We start from the raw sequence: 18,979 nt of genomic DNA on the forward strand, positions 1-18,979 counted from the left end.
TTATACGCTGATTTTATGTGGATGCCCGCGGATCAAAATATTGATTTTCTACATTCCCCCCCCAAAGAACAAATGTGCCATCAGAACGCCGAGCTGCGAAGGATGGGTCCGGGCGGGGAGGGATTGGTGGTGGGTCAGGAGGCAACGCCACGTAGGGGAAGCGTTTAATTGAATACAGCTCTGTCACGCCACTTGATAAATACGAAGCCAGTTCGGGGGGGATTTCACCTGCATCCTCCATCGCTAAGGTCGCACCCCATACTAAAACAGCACCGTCTGTTCCTCCCTGCGTAGCAATAACCCCATACGCGCCGTTGGTGCAGTAGACATCTCGAATTAGACTGGCCATTAGCGTTTGCCGTAGCGCCTGACTCATCGTTCCACCGTGGGTAGCTAACCCCGTCACTACAACTGCGTTAGTGCGCCCATCATCATGTCGGCTTATTAGAAAAAAGCTGACATCGTTTGAATATAAACCGACATTGCCACCCACAATAATTGCACGGGAAGAGACATTGCAGTGTCGTTTTTGTCTCACGCGGCCCAGTGAATTGCGTTGTGGGTAACCAGGCAATGCATTTTTACCCTTTAATATAGTACTGAATTCTGTTTTTTCCTGTTCGGTCAGTGGAGCTCCTCCATACCTTATATCACCCCACGCTTCGGCCTCTCCGGCAGCATTGACCATCAAAAACGCCCAGCGAGCAGCCTTGCAGATAATGATGTTCCCCCTAATTGCCAGGCTCGCTGCGGAAGGAGACATGTTACCTCCCTCCAAAGGTCGTCCCCAACTGACTGCCCTGCGCCTGCTCCGAGTAATGGCACAAAAAACAGTTGTGGCAGCAATAACTGATTGTACACCACCATCATTCAGTATTTGCTCCAGCCGGTCAGGGGGAATAGTGCCACCTCCGGTTGGGTGTCCCCAAACAGCTATGTCACCCTCTTCTGAAATCGCGCAGAAAGATATAGCAGTCGCGACAATTCGAGTAATAAACATTGTATTGAGTTGGGCTCTGACGGCAGGTGGGATTAATCCACCGTTCTCTGGCTTACCCCAGGCGTATACTTTTCCACCACGAGTACGTACTGCAAACGCGTCGTCGGCAGCGTAAATGGCATCTGGCGGGTCAAACCACAACTCGCGCTGTATATCTTCCGGCACTTTTGATACCGGGTTGTTGGCCGGCCCAATCGCTGCAATGCTGTCAGACCCAGGAAGAGGGTTGTCATATATAATGGCAAAGGAATTACGTGTACTGTAAACCGATTTGACACCGCGTAAAGAAGGGAGTGCAGCTGGGATAGTTGCCCCCCAACACAATAACTGATTCGTGCTGCCTACCTCGACCAGTGCAGCGAAACTGAACTCTGATGAGAAAAGTTTTATAGCCTTGTTGTTTTTTAGAAAACTCTCTATCTCAGGGGGGACTGGCAAGCCCCAGCCTACTTGGCCTTTTAGGTGGACATTTCCCGTGGACGGGTGGTGCAGTGCGAAAACCCCACCGGTGGAGACGAAAAGTCGGTCTGCGGGCTCTGGTGTATGAAAAGAAAAATTTCCTCGTTGCTTTAAGTAACACCATTCATTCTCGTCTTCTGAAATCCCTTGAAAGTGAGCAAGAATTTCATAATTCGAAGAGAACGCCTCGACTCCTTCAGTGCCATCAGATGCAACAGGCACTACGGAGAGCTGTAAAAATTTGTGAGCGTCCGAAATTTTAAGCTTTATATCCAGCTGGCCTTCCTCAACGAGACGCTCACCATTGATATGCCAGTAAAATCGCGAGGGCCCCTCGCCACTGCCTCCATTGCTATCGTATTTATAATTGCCGCGAACGGTAGCGTTAATGTACACATCACCTATGATTTCTAATTGACTTGCACTAGGCACCGCCTGCACTGGATCTCTTGAGTTACTCATAATAAACTCCATCAAAAAAAGTCGTCGACATGCTCCAACCGATAGATCTTGTTGTTGTTTGGGTGGCGCAATTCGAGCTGAGCAAATCCGACAAATGAGGTGGTCGAATAACTCAAGCTAGTAAGGAATTATTTCATTGACAAAGTCCGTTTTTGCGCCCCATACAACATGACGACCATCGGTGCGCCTAGCAGCAAATGCTGCCGTGAGGCGTGTAGCAGAAGGTGTGATCGGTGGAAGTTTCTTAACTGAATAAAGTTGAAGTACATCTGAAGTCAGGCTATCACGCAGTTCGGCAGGAATTTCACCTGCCTCGTTTTGAGCGCTGGATCCGCCAAATACAGAAACTGCTCCCTCTATGGCACCTTGTGTACTGATGACGCCAAAAGCGCCGTTAGTAGAGTAGCTACTTTTAATTTTACTTGCCATTAATACTTGCCTGACAGCTGACGGCATCGAACCGCCGTAGCCATTATTGCCCCACGTAAACATATCATTGGTAGTGCCATCGGCATTCTGACTGAACAAAAAGAAACTTGTGTCATTTGAGCGCAGGGTGATCGCCCCCGCTGTTGTAATAAGTTTAGAAGAGCTGCTTAATTCTATGCCACAGCCACAATTATTATATTTTCTCTCTGAGGTGAGTTGATGCGATTCATCTACTTTAAATTCTTTGAATATTCCGGGCAGTTTTAATTTTAGACCGCTTGCATTTAATAGTTCTCCGGCATCCACAATATGATCATCGGCGGTTTCAGTAGTGGGAGTGGTACCGCCCATGGAGGATTGCCCCCATGCTTCAGCATCGCCATGTACATTCACCATGCAAAATGCATATGCGCTGCCTACGCACATCACAATTCCGCCGCGTGCGGACAGGGTGCGCGCGGCGTCTGACATTGTCCCGCCAGTAGATGATGCCCCCCAACTCAATGCCTTTCCTCGACGTTTTGTTATCGCGCAAAAAGCATCTCGGTTTGCTATGACCGTTTGAACCCCCCCCTCATCCAGAATAGATTCAAGATCAGAAGGGTTAAGGGTCCCGCCGCTGCTAACGTTGCCAATAGTGACGATAGACAACGCATCGGGGTTGCCAAATTTTTCGGGCCCAATCACGCAGAAGGCTCTGGCGGTGCATATAATTTTTGTGGCGTGTAGTCGATCCAATTGTATTCTTGTCTGCGGTGAAACAAATCCGCCATCGTCTTTTGCACCCCAACAGTAAACTTGGCCAGCTTGAGTTCTTACTGCAAATGCACTTTCGGTCGCACTGATTGCCACGGGCTTGTCAAACAATAACGCACGTTGAATATCTTCAGGGATAACACCCCCCTTCGCGGCATCCCCAATAGCCCCGATCGTATTTCTGCCCGGAGGAGGATTGTCGTAAATAAATGCGAATGCGCCAGAGTTACTATAAACATACTTTATGTTGTTCAGATCGACGCCTGGGTCTACCGCATTTGTGTTGCGACCCCAAACTAATATGCGCGTAGTACTTCCTACAACAGGCACTTGCGCCGCGAAGTCGGATGCAGTTGAGAACATTTTAATGGCGGGATTGTTTTGGAGGTAGCTGACGATATCGGCGGGGGGTACTCCACCATGGTCACTTCTACCTTTCGCAACTAAACTTTGAGTTCTGCCATTTAGCAACGTGAATGCCGCCGAGTTTGTGATTAATATTCTATCGCGCGACTCGTCATTATAAATAGAAAAACAGCCATGCTGTTTGATAAAACTATTTTCGCTTTCTTCGTTGGAAATATTCTGAAAGTCCCTACTCATCGTATACTCTGGGGAAAACGCCTCAATACCTTTTTCGCCTGCCTCAGATTTTGGAGTGATCGATACTCTGATACTCGAGTATGAAACTAAGTGACTTAACTGCAAATCCAAATCTGTCGTGCCTGCGTAAGTAACACCGTTAATTATCCATCGACACTCCGTATCCTTTTCTGGAGAGCCCCCGTTGGCATTATAGATGTAGGTGGCACGAATAACTGAACCCGGGGTGAGTTCACCAATGATGGCGACTTGAGTCGCAACAGGCGTGTTAAGTGAATTTTTCATGGTCTGTCCTCTGTACCTATCTGAGCAGATAACCGTTGGCGCCGCGCTCGGCACAGTCGAAACTGACCTTATTTCATATAAATTTCTACTGTGAAATCTGACAGGTCAGGATACCGCCTGTCCGATCTTTTAGCCTGCATCTCCACTTGGTCAGGCGTGAATGCATACACAAGTATTTTTCTCAATATTCTACGATGACGCACAACGCGAGGTCGGTGATGGTGAGGGTGATGGTCACATCGTTCGTATGGGGGGGAGAATTACCTAGATGTGCCGTTCTCGAATTAACCTCTCACCGATTTTGGCTACGTTTGCAGTGCCATCTAATGCTCACAGAAACGCCGGTGAGCACTGCCAAAATCGTCCTCACCACAGAAGAACATACCGAGTTGAGATCGCGCTTACTATCGGCCACTCTCAGCCAGCGCGAAGGTCGCCGGGCACGAGTTATCCCTTTAGCGTCTCAAGGTTGTACCTAGGCTAAAATCGGCAAACTTACGAGACTCTCACTTCCCGTTATCACCGGTTGTTGTCAACGCGTCCAGGCCGAACGACTGGACGGTTTAATCGGCAAGCCGGACTGGGACCGCCAGCCTTTATTACTACTCCAAACCCTGCAGCGCACCATTGTACAAGGCGCCAAACCACGCACTGGCGTACCTTGATGGAGCTGTCGCAACATGGCACCAGCCACCAGCCACCAGCCAAGGTTGCCTCTGGGCGACTGCGGCTTCGAGCGTTTTTGCTTGGGCACGGCAGATGTCCTAATCGTGGTCCACGAACGGTTTACCGCTTGCAAACACCTCAAATCCTGCCCGCGATACTGTCAGAATTAACAGATTGTGACGGGTGGTCTTTATAGGCGCAGCCACAGCCCCCTACCTGTTAACTCTGACAGTAGCGCCCGCACGCAATCCGTTATCTGATACCCCAACGGCACGGTTGTGTTTGCAGTCACGTGCAAAGGTCTATCAGGAGATCAATCATGCCAGCCAAAAAGACTGCAACCAAAACCAAAACCAAAACCAAAACAACCATGAAATCCAAAGCCGTTGCTGCGATGAATGACCTCGTGACGCTGACGCCTCAGGACAACCCCAAGAACCTGGACCGACTGTACATTCCCGGAGCGAGTGAATCTGTCGATGGTCACGATGTAGGCGTCGCCAAATGGCTGTTCAAGTCCGGCCTGACGATCGTCGTGTACAAAAACTGGAACGCGCAGCCGGGCGATATCATAACCGTTGGTATTCTGATCTCCTCCACTACCGTAGAGGCGTTGGCCATCAAGAAGTTGGAACCTGGCGAAGAGGCACAAGACAGCTATTACTTTGCGGTCGACCAGAACGACCTTCCCGACGGTTCGTATGCACTGGTCTACCTCGTTCACCACCAGGGCGGCCCTGATTACGATATGTCTTACGCGTTGGTCACGCAGATTAAAACCGAGCTGCCTGCAGGTGACGATAACGATCAAATCGAAGACGGGCATTCAGAGCTCATATTCAGTCTGTCCGAAACGACCCTTGTTCCGGACAATGCCAGCAAAGGCGTAATCTGCACGTTCCAACCCTACCCAAACATGCATCCGAAGGACAAAATCATTCTGCACTGGGGGTCGGTGATCATCACTCAAACCGTCGCAGGCAAGGACAAGCCTACGGACATCGAAGTGACGTACTCGGATATCGTCCAGGCCGGCGACAGCCACCGCTTGCCGGTGTGGTTTGAGGTCACCGACCAGGTGGGAAATATTCCTACCCCCGCCTCGGCGAACGCATACGTATCCGTGCTCCTAGACGTGACCAAAGAGCAGGGCCTGGCTATTGTGAACGCTGGCCCGCAAGGCTATATCGACCTGGAACTGGTGGATGAGAAGCCCGTTGAAGTGCAGGTGATCACTAATGAAAACGTCGGTCCCAACGGCAGTTTGTACGATGTCGAGTTTCGCGCTTACCCGCCCAATGGGGGCGTGCTCGTGCAGCACGCGTTCGTGACAATCACGAAGGCCGGCCAGCCTCATTCTGTTTTCATTCCCTACCCGACGGTGCTCGCTGCCGCTGAAGGCCGGATGGAGGTTAGCTTTGTGTTGAGAAGGACGTCACTACAACCTCTCACGGTTTATTCCGTGAAGCTCTTCACCATGGTCAGGGGCAGAGTTTCCCGCCTGGAATCACCGTTCGCAGAGAACTACCTCGACGATACTATTGCTGATGACCCTGCGCACATCGTTGTGCAGATTCCCTTTTTCGGCTGGCGCCAACCCACCGACAGGATTCTGCTGATCTTGCGCTATGTCAGGGCGTTGAACGACGTCATCCTCTTCGAAGAAGCCAAGGAGGTCGGTATCCATTGGCCTGAAAACGGGCCAGTCAAGCGCCTGATCTATCGGAAAGACCTGCAAAAATTCAAAGGTTACCGTCCTGAGTTCTATTACGTAATCCTGACGAACTTTACTCGGGCACATGCTATCAATTTGCACGAGTCGCTGCGGCGGGTGTTGACCATCTATTGAGTGGTTCGCCAGAGTGCACCGCAAGCGTGCCCACCCGTCAACCGCCGCCGCTAGGAGTAGGCGCGGCCCCAAGCCTGGATCGCCGTGTAGTGAGCGGGCTTGCCCCGCGCTGGGTGGCGAAGCCGCCCTACATCCAGACACCTCGGTCTGCCTAAAACACTGCGGCGTCCCGCCTGGGGCGGCTTCGCCACCCAGCGCTGGCAAGCCTGCTCACTACAAGGAATGCCATATTTAGAGGGTTGTCAGTTTCAAGGCCAACGCCTTCGCCTGAATCGCCACATCCGTCACCGCCGTGCTCTCCCACCACAGCCCCCGCAACGGCGGGCCCATGGCAAACAACCGCTGGCTCACCTGCCCCGCTGCGTCCACCACCGCCCCGCCCGCATCCGCTGCAATCCCCAATGCCAACGGCCCAGGCTGGATCAGCCCGCGTTTGAGCAACTGTTGCGGCAACGGTCGGGCCACGCGGCGCCAGTCGTACTCAATGCCGCTGGAGTTGATCAACGCTGCTCCTGACACATGCGTAACGGCTTGCTCGCCACGGTGACGCAAACGGATGGTCACGCCTTCACCTGAAGGCTCCAAGCCTTTGAACGACGCCGCCCGAATCCGCAACCGCCCCTCGTCATGCAACCGCGCCACCAACTGTGCGCTCAACGGCGGCGAACGGTGATGGTGGCTCTCCCACCAGGGCCGCACGTGCCGCACAAACTGGCGCTTTTCGCGCTCGCTGGCCTGGCTCCACAAGCGGCCGATATGGGCACGCACGGTGTCCAACGGCGCTTGCCAATCAATGCCCTGCGCCTGAGCGATGCGGCATTGGCGACGCACTTCCCGCAGCAATTGCAGCGGGCTGCGCAGGCTGTGGTCTTCGCCCAGAAAATCCACCCAGCCCGGCGGCTGCCGACGCACGTGGGGCAGCAGGCCATGCCGTGAAAAGATCTCAATGGGCCCACGATGGCCGGCCTGTTCCAGGGACACCACGGCATCCACCATGGTCAGTCCGGAGCCGATGATCAGCACCGTGGCCTGTGGGTCGAGCTGGGTCATGGCCCTCACGTCCCAGGGGTCTACCGCCGCTGCGTTCAAACCGCTGGATTGGGTTTGGGGCGTGCGCGCCGCCGGGAACATGCCAGTGGCCAATACCGCAAAGGCACCACGCAGTGCCGGGCCGTTATCCAGGGTCAATAACGCGCCGTGTTCATCCACTTGCAGATCAACCACCTCACCACGCACATGCTCCACCGTGGACGCCGACAACGCCTTGGCTTCGGCCAGCCGCTGCTGCGCATACAGGCCAAAAACGCCGCGTGGCGGAAACAGTTCGCTGATGGGCACAGGCTGCTCGTGCGCCTGCGGCCAGCCGCCCGCGCCGATATAGGCGGTGAGCCATTGGGTCAGGTCATCGGCGTTGTCCGGGTCGACGCTCATGCGTGCGGCGTTGCCGTTCAACGTGTGGCCCAGTTCGACCGCACTGTAGGCCTCGCCACGGCCCAGTTCGGCGCGCGGTTCAACCACCAGGATGCGGCGTTGGCCCGGCTGGCGCAGCAGTTGCACCGCCAGCATCGTACCGCTTAGCCCGCCGCCGATGATCAGGACATCAGCGTTGCGGATGGAGTCAGTCATGCAGGTTCGCCTTTACTGTTTACCCAGATAAATGTCATGCAAATCGCCCCGCGCCAACAACTCGGCAGCGCTGCCACTCAAGGCCACCCGGCCAGTATCCAGCACGTAGCCGTGGGCCGCATAGTTCAGCGCGACGTTGATGTTCTGCTCGGCGATCAAAAAGCTCACCTGCTGCTCACGGTTGAGCTGCGCGATGATTTCGAAGATCTCCTGCACGATCATAGGCGCCAAACCCATGGACGGCTCGTCGAGCAGTACCAAAGTAGGACGGGTCATCAACGCCCGGCCGATGGCAACCATCTGCTGCTCGCCGCCCGAGGTCAGGCCGGCGCGGGTGTGGCGCTTGGTCTTGAGCCGTGGGAACCAGGCGTAGATACGCTCAAGGTCGTGTTCCATGTCCTTGCGGCTCAGGCGCCGTACAAAGCCGCCGCTGCGCAGGTTGTCTTCCACCGTAAGCTGGCCGAACACATGGCGGCCCTCCAGCACATGCACCATGCCCTGGCGCACGCGCTGGCTGGGGTCGACGCCGGCCAGGTCTTGGCCTGCGTACTCGATCACGCCCCGGCTGACCTCGGCACGCTCGGCGCGCACCAACCCCGAAATTGCCTTGAGCGTGGTGCTCTTGCCCGCGCCATTGGCGCCGAGCAAGGCGACAATAGCGCCCTTGGGCACGCTCAGCGACACGCCGGCCACCGCCAGGATCGCGCCGTCGTAGATCACTTCGATGTCATTGACCGTCAGCAGCGACGGGTTGGCGGTTTCAACGGCGGGCTGGCTCATGCTTATTCATCCCCGGTACAGGTACGCGGCGTCAGGCCTTTTTCCTTGGCAAACGCAGCGGATTTTTCGTCAATCAACGGGCGCAGCAGCGCACGATCGGCAGCGATCCATTCGCTCACCAGCGTCCAGTTGGCGCCGTCCCACTGCTGCACCCGGGCCGAGCCGCCGCCTTCGTGGTCGCGGCACGACAGCTTGAGGTTTTGCATCAGGCCCAGGTAACCCATGGCCTTGAGGCGTGCGTCGTCGATGTTCAGGTGTTCCAGGCCCCAGCGGCCTTCTTCGCCATTGAGCGGGCGCTTGCCGAACTTGGCCTGGCCGGTGCGGATCGCTTCCACCGCCACGGCGGCGTTCACCAGGCCCGAGTTGTAGTAGACGCTGCCGAAGTTTTTCAGGTCTTTGAGGTCGCTGTGGCCCTTGTCGAGGATGTACTGCTTGAGGCGCTTGTGGATCTCAAAATCGGCACCCGCCGGGTATGGCGTCAGCGCCAGGTAGCCTTTGGCAGCAGCACCGGCGGGCAGCACGTCTTCGCTGGAACTGGCCCAGATGTCGCCGATGATATGGTCCACCGGGAAGCCGAAGCGTGCGGCGGTCTTCACCGCCACCGGGGTGGACACGCCCCAGGTGCGCAGGAACACCCAGTCCGGGTTGGCCTGGCGCACCTGGCGCCATTGCGCGGATTGTTCGTTGCCAGGGTCGGCCACCGGGATCTGGATATTTTCAAAGCCGTACTTCTCGGCGAGCAACTTCAGCGGGCCAAGGGTTTCGCGACCGTAGGCCGAGTCGTGGTAGACCGTGGCGATCTTCTTGCCCTTGAGCTTGTCGAACCCGCCCTCGCGCTGGGCGATGTAGTTCACCAGGGTGGAGGCCTCGCTGTAGAACGTGAGCATCACCGGGAAGTTATAGGGGAACACGGTGCCGTCGGTGGCTTCGGTGCGCCCATAACCGAGGGTGATCAGCGGGATCTTGTCCACCTCCGCCCGCTCACTCAGCGCATAGGCCGCCGGTGCGCCGTTGGGTTGGTACACCGCCACCGGCGCGCCATCCAGGCCGTTCTTGAAGCGCTCGTAGCACTCGATGCCCTTCTCCGCCGTCCACTCGGTCTCGCATTCTTGCCACACCAGTTTCACGCCGTTGATACCGCCTTCCACCTCGTTGATATAACGCAGGTAGTCAATCATCCCCGCCCACACCTGCACGCCGCTGGAGGCGTAAGCGCCCACGCGGTAGGTGGCCAGAGGGAAGAATTGCTGGTCGGCCGAAGCCACGGCCTGGGGTACTGCGCCGGCCAGTGCAGCCAGCGCAAAGGCGGTGCCGACCAGGGAACGTTTCAAGGATGCACGCATGGAGAGTTCTCTTAGAAGTTAGAAGCGCAGCGGCCACTGCCGCAGACGGTCACGCAGGTTGTGCAACAGGCGAATCAAGCCCTCGGGTTCCTTGATCAGGAACACGATGATCAACGCGCCAAAGATGATTTTCTGCAGGTTCTGCAACTGCCCCGCATCCACCGAGCCACCGAACAACGCCTGCCCGGCATGGCTGAGGAAAATCGGCAGCAAACTGATAAACGCAGCCCCCACGAAGTTGCCGGCGATGCTGCCCATGCCGCCGATAATGATGATGAACAGGATCTGGAATGAGCGGTTGATATCAAAACTGCTGGCACTGGCCGTGCCCAGGTAGGCAAAGGCCCACAGCGCCCCGGCAATACCGAGGTAGAACGAACTGACCGCAAACGCCAGGCGCTTGTAGCGCACCACCGGAATGCCGACCACGGCGGCGGCGGTGTCCATGTCGCGGATCGCCATCCAGTTGCGACCGACCTGGCTGCGCACCAGGTTGATCGCGGTCCAGGTCAGGATCACCACCGTGACCAGCGTCAGCAGGTAGCGGCCCAGCGGGGTATTGAGGTCGTGGCCAAACAGCGCAAGCTTGGGCGCGGAGATGGTGCCGGAGGAGCCATAGTTGTAGAACCAGGGAAACTTGACGAACAGCCACTCCAGAAAGAACTGCGCGGCCAAGGTGGTGACCATCAGGTAAAAACCCTTGATCCGCGAACTGGGCAGACCAAACAGCAAGCCCACCAACGCGCTGATAATCCCGCCCCCCAGCAGCGCAACCGGTAAACCCAATTCCGGCAGGCGCAGCAAAAAGCCGTAGGTGGCGAACGCACCAACCGCCATGAAACCGGCCGCGCCCACGGACGTTTGCCCGGTGTAGCCGGTGAGCAGATTCAGGCCCAGCCCCGCCAGGGACAGCACCAAAAATGGAATCAGGATCGCATTGAGCCAATAGTCATTGCCCCACAGCGGCACCACGACAAATGCCAGTGCCAACAGCCCGAGCAGGCCCCATGGGATACGCCGCTGGATCAGCACCAACGGCGCGGTTTCTTGCACAACAGGGATCGACATGGTTTCAGACTCGCTCGATGGCGCGCTCGCCGAACAGGCCGGCGGGACGGATATACAGGAAGGCCAGGGCCAATACATAAGCGAACCACGGCGTGATGCCGCCGCCAATCAGCGGGCCGATATACACCTCGGCGAGGTTCTCTGCGGCGCCGACGATCAGCCCGCCGACAATCGCCCCGCCAATCGAGGTAAAGCCGCCGATGATCAACACCGGCAAGGCCTTGAGCACCACCAGCGACAGCGAAAACTGCACGCCCTGGCGCGCGCCCCATAGCAGGCCCGCCACCAAGCCGACAATGCCCGCTACAGCCCAGACGATCTGCCAGATGCGATTGAGGTTGATGCCAATGGACAGCGCCGCCGTGGTGTCATCCGCCACGGCGCGCAGCGACACGCCGATGCGGGTCTTGTTGAACAGCAATGCCAACACCGTGACCAGCACCACCGCAGCGGCGGCGGCGATCAGGTCGAACTGGCTGAGCATCAACGGGCCGATGAACAGCGGCACGTCGTCGATGCCCAGGTCCAGGGCGCGTACTTGCGAGCCCATCAACCCTTGGGCCAAGCCTTCGATGATGAACGACAAGCCCAGGGTGGCCATGAACAAGGTGATCTGCGAGCGGTTCACCAGCGGGCGCAGTACCAGACGCTCGATCAGCAGCGCGCCGACGATCATCACGATCACCGTCAGCAACAACGCCAGGGCAAACGGCACGCCCTGATCATGCAGGCTGACGAAGGTCAACGCGGCAAACAGCAGCATGGCGCCTTGGGCAAAATTGAACACGCCACTGGCCTTGTAGATCAGCACAAAGCCGATGGCGACCAGGGAATACATGGTGCCGGCGAGCAGGCCGCCGAGCAGGGTTTCGAAGAAAAACGTCATCAGTGCACCACCCCAAGATAAGCCGCGATCACGTCCGGGTTGGCCTGCACCTGGGCCGGTGTGCCGTCGCCGACTTTGCGCCCGTAGTCCAGCACCACCACATGATCGGACAGGCCCATCACCACGCCAATGTCGTGCTCGATCAACACCACGGTGGTGCCGAGGTCACGGTTCACGTCGGCGACGAAGCGCGCCATTTCCTGTTTCTCTTCGGCGTTCATGCCGGCCATGGGTTCGTCCAGCAGTAACAGGCTGGGCCCGGCGATCAATGCGCGGCCCAGTTCCACGCGCTTTTGCAGGCCGTAGGACAGGTTGCCCACCAGCACATCGCGGTGGGCCTGCAACTCCAGGAATTCGAGAATGGCCTGGCCGCGCAGGCGGAAGGCCTCGGCCTCGCGCCGCGCACGGGGCAGCCCCAGGGCTTGTTCGATAAAACTGCTGCGCATATGCCGCGACAGGCCGGTGAGAATGTTGTCCAGCACGCTCATTTTCTTGAACAACGCGTTGTTCTGGAACGTGCGGCCAATGCCCCGGCGCGCCGCGCCCAGGGGGTCGATACGCTGCAAGTGCTGGTCTTCAAAAACGATCTCACCGGCGTCGAAGCGATACACGCCGTTGAGCACATTAAGCAACGAACTTTTACCGGCACCGTTGGGGCCGATCAGCGCGCAGATTTCACCGCGCTGCACCTCAAAGGACAGGGCATTGATCGCCTTGACCCCCTTGAACGACAGCGAGATATCCCGCACCTGGAGAATGGCTTGGCTCATGCGATGTCCCGTTTGAATTCGGCCAACCACGACGGTTCGGGGGTGGATTTGAGGGGTTGCCAGATATACGCCAGGCGTTGGAAGCCCAGCAGTTTGCGTACGCGGTTTTTCAGCAGGCGACGCAGGCCGCTTTGTGGGTGGGCGATGGCCCAGTCGCACAGGCGACGGCGCCAGGTACCGTGGGGTGCCAGGCGGCTTTCGATCTCGTCCGCCAAGTGCGCCAGGCGCGCCGTGGACAACAACAGGCCAGTGGGTGCGACTTCACGGCGATCCCGCTGCGCCGAGGCCATTCCTTCCGGGAAAGCCAGGCCATGGCCGCTGTTCAACCACTGCCCCAACACCACCACCAGGCCGCCTTGCCAATGGGTGCCCTCCTCGCTCCACAACACGCTTTCACCGCTGGGTTGCCACCAGCGGGCGAGGTGTTGCGCGGGGTCCACCGGGCCCAGCAGTTGGGCGAAATCCAGCAGATTGGCGCCTTGCCAATGCCGCGCGTGCTGGCGGCCTTGGGTGTAGGAATGGGTGGGGCGAATGCGCCACAGGTGGTGCTGCAACGCCTCGGGGTCGAGGTTGTCGGCCAGGGTCAGTACCTGCCCGCCGATGGACTGGGCAGCCAGGGCCAGCAGCAACAGGTTCGGTTCGAACGCACCGCTTAAGGCCAGCCGCGATTGCTCGCCGAAACCCTGCTGGCGCAAACCATCGGCCAGTCGCTCCACATCCCGCAGGATGTCGATCCAGCGCCACGCATACCACTGGCCATGGCGCTTGTGGCGCAGGGCAGTGTGCAGCGGTGTGATCTGCGCCCAGTGGTGCAGTTGTTCCAGGGCCTTGGGCAGGTCGCCGAGCAGTTCGGCGGGCCACTCCAATGCCTGCGGGCGTTTGAGCTCGTGCACGCTCATAGGGGTAATGCTCCTATTGGTGGGGTGTGCGTGCGGTGGTCCGCTGGCTGACGGGAGAATGAGTATGTGCTGCACGAGTTGTGCCGACGCGCAAAGCCCAGCAATTGGTGGGGGGAAACCGTCTTTAAGGAGGGGGCAGACATCCGCGGTAGAACATATTGTCTATTCACTGTTGCTGGACGAACACCTTGGCTGGCCTGCCCCTATGCAACGGCAGTACGTATTCGAGATAAAAATGTCCTGCTTTAAACCTGTCAACGTTGACAGTAGTCACCACCGTGCAACGCACCTAAGCTCGAAGAGCCTCGAGTTTCTGCAGCTTCAAACCTGACCTGGGAGGACACAAAATGGCAAACCCGAGCTCAACTCAAACAAAGGCCACCGTTGGTACCTGCTCCTGCGCAGTGGCAGGCGATCCGAACTTCACCGACTACACTGCCTCTCGGTTTTTCTTTGTTCCAAAAGACGCCACGGGTGAGTGGCATATCGTCACTTCAAACGGAAATACAGGCGAGTACCAGATACTAGGATTCACCCTTCCCAATAGAGGTAATCAGAACGACGTAGATTACTCACTTGGCCCTGGCAGTAACGCCTTCGTCGGCTACCAATCGGTGATACCGGGTGAGCAGCGACCCTATACAACCACCAGCGGAAACTTGAAGGTCACCGTGGACGTACAGAATAAAAAACTCACGGCGACGTTTGACCTTACCGCCGTAAACGGCTCAAGAACTGTTCACTTGACCCAAGGTTCAGTTGAAGTGGAGGGTTACAGTGACGAGCCAAAAACACAGGGTTCCGGCACTCTCAACGCGCTCATAGCGGGCGATGTAACGCTTGACTACGCATCGACCGACGTCTGGTTGTCAGACTCGCCAGTCAGCAACTTCCCTGACTCGTTCCTGGCGGGCTCACAACTGATTGAAAATCGCCCTGCCCCTCAGCACTTTCTCTTGTCAGTACAACTGGCAAACACCTTGGCTCCGGGCACCTACCCCATCGCCCTCGACAGCAGCGAAGCCAGGGTGACGTTCATAGACGCAACGAATCGCCTGGACGTTTTTCGAGGCACAAGCGGGCAGATCACAATCGACGAGCTCCCCCAAAGCAACCCTCTGGCCGGCAAGTTGCGGGCAACCTTGACCTGCCAAGCACTCAACGACGATAACGTGCGGGCTGTCTCGATCAGCAATTGCAGTATCAACATCGAAAAATGACGTCTGAATCGAGGCCATCAGAACAGTTGGCCCCACATTTGGAACTGCCCCGGACTCGGAAAACAGGCACGTCGCCAAACCTTGTGGGAGCAGGCCTGATCTCGCGAAGGCGGTGGGTCAGTCGACACAAAGCGTGTATGTCAGTCCGCTTTGGCGAGCAGGCCCGCTCCCACATTGGTTTTGTGTAGGTTTGATAGGTCACGATAGCTGGCGCCTGGGTGATTGGCGCCCAGTCGATCCCCATCACCAAACAGCTTCTCGCGCAACGTACCCTGGGCATATTCAGTCTTGTACACCCCGCGCTTCTGCAACTCCGGCACCAGCAACTCCACGACGTCGATGAAGGTTTCGTGGGTCAGCGCATAGGCCAGGTTGAAGCCATCCACGTCGGTGTCTTCTACCCACTCCTGCAACAGGTCCGCCACAGTTTCGGGACCGCCGACGAACAATGGGCCAAAGCCGCCGATACCGACCCACTCGGCCAATTCATTGGGCGTCCACACTTTGTTCGGGTCGGCGGTGGAGAAGGCTTCCACGGCCGATTGAATGGCATTGGTGTGCACATGCTTGAGGGGTTCATCGGGCTTGAACTGGCTGAAATCGATACCGGTCCAGCCCGAGATCAACGCCATCGCCCCTTCGTAGCTGACATAGGATTTGTATTCGTCGAACTTGGCCTTCGCCTTGGCATCGGTCTCGCCAACGATCACCGTCTGCAGGTTGAAGATCAGGATTTTCTTCGGATCACGCCCGGCCTCGGCGGCGCGGCGGCGAATGTCGGCCACGGTCTTTTTCAGCAACACCTTGGACGGCGCGGCGACGAATACGCATTCGGCCTGCTCGGCGGCGAACTGCTTGCCACGGCTGGACGCACCGGCCTGGTACAGCACGGGCGTGCGTTGTGGCGACGGCTCGCACAGGTGAATACCGGGCACCTGGAAGTGTTTGCCGACGTGGCGGATCTCGTGGATTTTACTCGGGTCGCTGAAGACCCGGCGCTCGCGGTCTCGCAGCACCGCGCCCTCCTCCCAACTGCCTTCCCAGAGTTTGTAGCAGACCTCCAGGTATTCCTCGGCGTAGTCGTAGCGCGCATCGTGTTCGGTCTGGGCTTTTTGGCCGAGGTTTTTCGCGCCGCTTTCCAGGTAGGAAGTGACGATATTCCAACCGATACGGCCCTTGGTCAGGTGGTCCAGCGTAGAAAGTCGGCGAGCGAACGGGTACGGATGCTCAAAGGACAGCGAAGCGGTCAGGCCAAAGCCCAGGTGCTCGGTAACCAAGGCCATCGGTGCGATCAACGACAACGGGTCGTTGACCGGCACTTGGGTGGCCTGGCGAATCGCCGCATCGCCATTGCCGTTGTACACGTCATAGATGCCCAGCACGTCGGCGATAAACAGCCCGTCGAACTTGCCGCGTTCAAGGATCTTGGCCAGGTCGGTCCAGTATTCCAGGTCCTTGTACTGCCACGAGCGATCACGGGGGTGCGCCCACAGGCCAGGAGATTGGTGGCCAACGCAGTTCATGTCGAAGGCATTCAAGCGGATTTCACGGGACATCACAGCACTCCGTTGAGGTAATAGTTGCCGACGATCTGGTACTTGGTGCGCAGTGGATCATCAAGGGTCGAGGGCAGCGCAGTACGCTGGCCGGTCAGTTCGAACTCGGCATTGCTCGCAGCAATCAAGGCTTCGGCCGCAGCGATCTGCGCTTCGGTGGCGGCCACCGGGCTTGGGTGGGTTGCGGCGCGTTCAAGCAACGCGGCGGCTACATCGACGCGGATCTGCAAGTCGCCGAAGCGGCTGATCACGTAGGGGTCATTGCTGGTTTCGACGTGGCGGCGGGTGCTATCCAAGAGTTGGCGCGCAAGGTTCAGGACGGTCATGGGTAAGCTCCTCAGTTCCAGGCGTGGCGCGCAGGCTTCACGCCGTTGAGCACGAAGTTGCCGATCAGGTGATATTTCCAGCGGGCCGGGTCGTGCAGGGTGTGGGTGCGGGCGTTGCGCCAGAAACGGTCGAGGTTGTGCTTGCCGGTAACAGAACGGGTGCCGGCCAGCTCAAAGAGTTTGCTGCTGGCGAGCAAGGCGGTTTCGGCCGACAGCACTTTGGCTTGGGCAACGACGAGTGAGGCGTGGGCGACGGTGTCTTCGCTGGGTTCGGCGAGCGCCTGGTCCACAGCTTTTCCGGCTTTGGCGAGAATGGCTTCAGTGCCGTGTACGCGCCACTCCAGGTCGCCGATGGCGGCAATGGTGAACGGGTCTTGCCAGCCGTGATCCTGCTGGCTGTCAATCCAGGGCCGTGCTTGGCGGGCGTAAATCTTGGCTTGCTCAAGGGCACCCACGGCGATGCCGGTATCAACCGCTGCCTGAATGATCTGCGAGATAGGCCCGTTGGCGGTGGGTTGGTCGAAGGCCAGATGGGCTGGGATAACCGCACTCAGGGGCACAGTCACACCATCCAGGGTCACGCCGCCACTGGCGGTGGTGCGCTGGCCGAAGCCGTCCCAGCTGTCGATCACGTTCAAGCCTTGGGCGTCTCGCTCCACAAAGGCGATGAACGCCTGGTCCTTTTCGTTATTGCCCACCGTGGGCACGATATGGGCGAACAGCGCACCGGTGCAGTAGAACTTTTCGCCGTTGATTTGCGCGGTGTCGCCGTGGAAGCGGATCTGCGTATCGAAGGTGCCGGAGTTTTTGCTTTTGGCTTCGGAGAACGCATTGCCGAAGCGATAGCCCTGCAAGACCTTGCCGAAGTAATACTGCTTTTGTTCTTCACTGGCGGTTTGCAGCAGGATGTCCACCACACCCAGATGGTTCTGCGGGATCTGCCCCAGGGATGGGTCGGCGGCGGAGATCAACTTGATCACCTCGGCCACCGTTACATAGGACACCTCGGCACCGCCATAGGCCTTGGGAATGGTGATGCCCCACAAGCCGCTGGCAGAGAACTCGTCGAGTTCGGCCACGGGCAGGCGACGCTCACGGTCGCGCTCGCTGGCCTCGACGGCAAAACGTTCAGCCAGGCGCGTGGCGACCTCGATGGCTTCCGCGTCCGAGCGGATGATATGGGCAGGGTGTTGAGGGTGGGCTGACATGGGCCGACTCCAGGCTCCGTAGGAATACCTGGGTGATTGCAGGAGTCGTGCCTGAAATTAATCGTCAGTAAAATCAGCAGGTTGCTGAAGAAATACAGGGTGATGCGGCGCTTTAAACCAGCAAAGTGTCCATCCGCTGTTGCCTGGCGAACAGTTAGATCACCACGTTGCGGATAAAGCGCACCGCCACCTCACCCTCATTGCGATAGGTGTGCGGTTGGTGGCTGGCGAACATGAAGAACTCGCCGGCGCCGATCAGGTTTTCCACCCCTGCCACCACCAGGGTCAGGCTGCCCTCGAACACGAACAACTGCTCGCTCCAGCCTTCCAGGTCAGGGTCCGGGCAGTAACGGTCGCCGGGTTCCAGGCGCCACTCCCACAGCTCGACCTCACGGCGTGCGGTGGCCTTGGCCAACAACACCGCCTTGCTGCCGTCGATTTCCCCGGCCCAGGCCAGTTCGTTGATGCGGCTGTGGTCGCGCACGTCGGGGGCCTGGATCAGGTCGCTGAACGCCACGTCCAGCGCTTCGGCGACGCGGTCGAGGGTGGACAGGCTGACGTTCTTCTCCCCCGCTTCGATAGCCACCAGCATGCGCCGACTCACCCCGGATTTTTCCGAGAGCGCGGTTTGGCTCAAGTCGGCGGCATGGCGCAGGCGACGAACGTTCTGGCTGACGTGCTGCAGGACCGAGGCCCGTTGCGGATTTTCTTTGTGCACTATATTGCTCAGTGGGTGGGTGTGCGCAGTATACTGCCCAGCGTGCGGCGCATTGTGCGGTCCGTACCCT

15 protein-coding genes are annotated in these 18,979 nt (G+C 58.0%); 2 read left to right on the forward strand and 13 right to left on the reverse strand.

The features are described 5' to 3' along the window. Positions 1-13 precede the first annotated feature (13 nt). Together DYL59_RS08965 and DYL59_RS08970 are read right to left on the reverse strand one after the other, a co-directional pair. Positions 14-1,921, reverse strand: coding sequence for an RCC1 domain-containing protein (locus DYL59_RS08965; protein WP_135288857.1), 1,908 nt, complete (start codon positions 1,919-1,921; stop codon positions 14-16). A gap of 117 nt (positions 1,922-2,038) precedes the next feature. Continuing rightward, positions 2,039-3,994 (reverse strand): RCC1 domain-containing protein, encoded by a 1,956-nt coding sequence (locus tag DYL59_RS08970; protein ID WP_135288858.1) that lies wholly within the window; start codon positions 3,992-3,994, stop codon positions 2,039-2,041. A gap of 985 nt (positions 3,995-4,979) precedes the next feature. On the opposite strand from DYL59_RS08970, the gene DYL59_RS08975 reads away from it, so the two are divergent. Next, positions 4,980-6,509, forward strand: coding sequence for a hypothetical protein (locus DYL59_RS08975; RefSeq protein WP_135288859.1), 1,530 nt, complete (start codon positions 4,980-4,982; stop codon positions 6,507-6,509). 231 nt (positions 6,510-6,740) lie between these two features. On the opposite strand, the gene DYL59_RS08980 is transcribed toward DYL59_RS08975, so the two are convergent. From DYL59_RS08980 to DYL59_RS09010, 7 genes are read right to left on the reverse strand one after another with little or no spacing between them, the layout of a single operon-like run. Continuing rightward, positions 6,741-8,135 carry an FAD/NAD(P)-binding protein gene (locus DYL59_RS08980; RefSeq protein WP_135288860.1) on the reverse strand — a complete coding sequence of 465 codons (1,395 nt, stop codon included), beginning with the start codon at positions 8,133-8,135 and terminating at the stop codon, positions 6,741-6,743. A gap of 12 nt (positions 8,136-8,147) precedes the next feature. Continuing rightward, complete coding sequence (locus tag DYL59_RS08985) at positions 8,148-8,915, reverse strand: ABC transporter ATP-binding protein (protein WP_135288861.1); 768 nt, start codon at positions 8,913-8,915, stop codon at positions 8,148-8,150. Positions 8,916-8,917: 2 nt separating this feature from the next. After that, positions 8,918-10,258, reverse strand: a complete 1,341-nt coding sequence (locus tag DYL59_RS08990) for an ABC transporter substrate-binding protein (RefSeq protein WP_135288862.1) — start codon at positions 10,256-10,258, stop codon at positions 8,918-8,920. A gap of 18 nt (positions 10,259-10,276) precedes the next feature. Beyond that, positions 10,277-11,326, reverse strand: a complete 1,050-nt coding sequence (locus tag DYL59_RS08995; RefSeq protein WP_135288863.1) for a branched-chain amino acid ABC transporter permease — start codon at positions 11,324-11,326, stop codon at positions 10,277-10,279. Between the two features lie 4 nt (positions 11,327-11,330). Next, positions 11,331-12,212, reverse strand: coding sequence for a branched-chain amino acid ABC transporter permease (locus tag DYL59_RS09000; protein ID WP_135288864.1), 882 nt, complete (start codon positions 12,210-12,212; stop codon positions 11,331-11,333). Next, positions 12,212-12,982 carry an ABC transporter ATP-binding protein gene (locus tag DYL59_RS09005; RefSeq protein WP_135288865.1) on the reverse strand — a complete coding sequence of 257 codons (771 nt, stop codon included), beginning with the start codon at positions 12,980-12,982 and terminating at the stop codon, positions 12,212-12,214. Before DYL59_RS09005 ends, DYL59_RS09000 begins: the two co-directional genes overlap by 1 nt. After that, positions 12,979-13,881, reverse strand: a complete 903-nt coding sequence (locus tag DYL59_RS09010) for an AMP-binding protein (protein WP_135288866.1) — start codon at positions 13,879-13,881, stop codon at positions 12,979-12,981. The genes DYL59_RS09005 and DYL59_RS09010 overlap by 4 nt, the downstream gene beginning before the upstream one ends. A gap of 347 nt (positions 13,882-14,228) precedes the next feature. On the opposite strand from DYL59_RS09010, the gene DYL59_RS09015 reads away from it, so the two are divergent. Then, entirely contained in the window at positions 14,229-15,101 is an 873-nt protein-coding gene (locus tag DYL59_RS09015; RefSeq protein WP_135288867.1) for a hypothetical protein, read from the forward strand. Positions 15,102-15,241: 140 nt separating this feature from the next. On the opposite strand, the gene DYL59_RS09020 is transcribed toward DYL59_RS09015, so the two are convergent. The 4 genes from DYL59_RS09020 to DYL59_RS09035 form a co-directional block, all read right to left on the reverse strand. Then, positions 15,242-16,657, reverse strand: a complete 1,416-nt coding sequence (locus DYL59_RS09020; protein WP_135288868.1) for an LLM class flavin-dependent oxidoreductase — start codon at positions 16,655-16,657, stop codon at positions 15,242-15,244. Further along, entirely contained in the window at positions 16,657-16,983 is a 327-nt protein-coding gene (locus DYL59_RS09025; protein ID WP_135288869.1) for an acyl-CoA dehydrogenase, read from the reverse strand. Before DYL59_RS09025 ends, DYL59_RS09020 begins: the two co-directional genes overlap by 1 nt. Before the next feature lie 11 nt (positions 16,984-16,994). Next, positions 16,995-18,191, reverse strand: coding sequence for an SfnB family sulfur acquisition oxidoreductase (locus DYL59_RS09030; protein WP_135288870.1), 1,197 nt, complete (start codon positions 18,189-18,191; stop codon positions 16,995-16,997). A 154-nt stretch (positions 18,192-18,345) separates the two neighbouring features. Further along, positions 18,346-18,909 carry a helix-turn-helix domain-containing protein gene (locus tag DYL59_RS09035; protein ID WP_135288871.1) on the reverse strand — a complete coding sequence of 188 codons (564 nt, stop codon included), beginning with the start codon at positions 18,907-18,909 and terminating at the stop codon, positions 18,346-18,348. Positions 18,910-18,979: the final 70 nt, after the last annotated feature.

It is taken from the genome of Pseudomonas kairouanensis (assembly GCF_004682055.1).
In the GTDB taxonomy this organism is placed as follows: domain Bacteria; phylum Pseudomonadota; class Gammaproteobacteria; order Pseudomonadales; family Pseudomonadaceae; genus Aquipseudomonas; species Aquipseudomonas kairouanensis.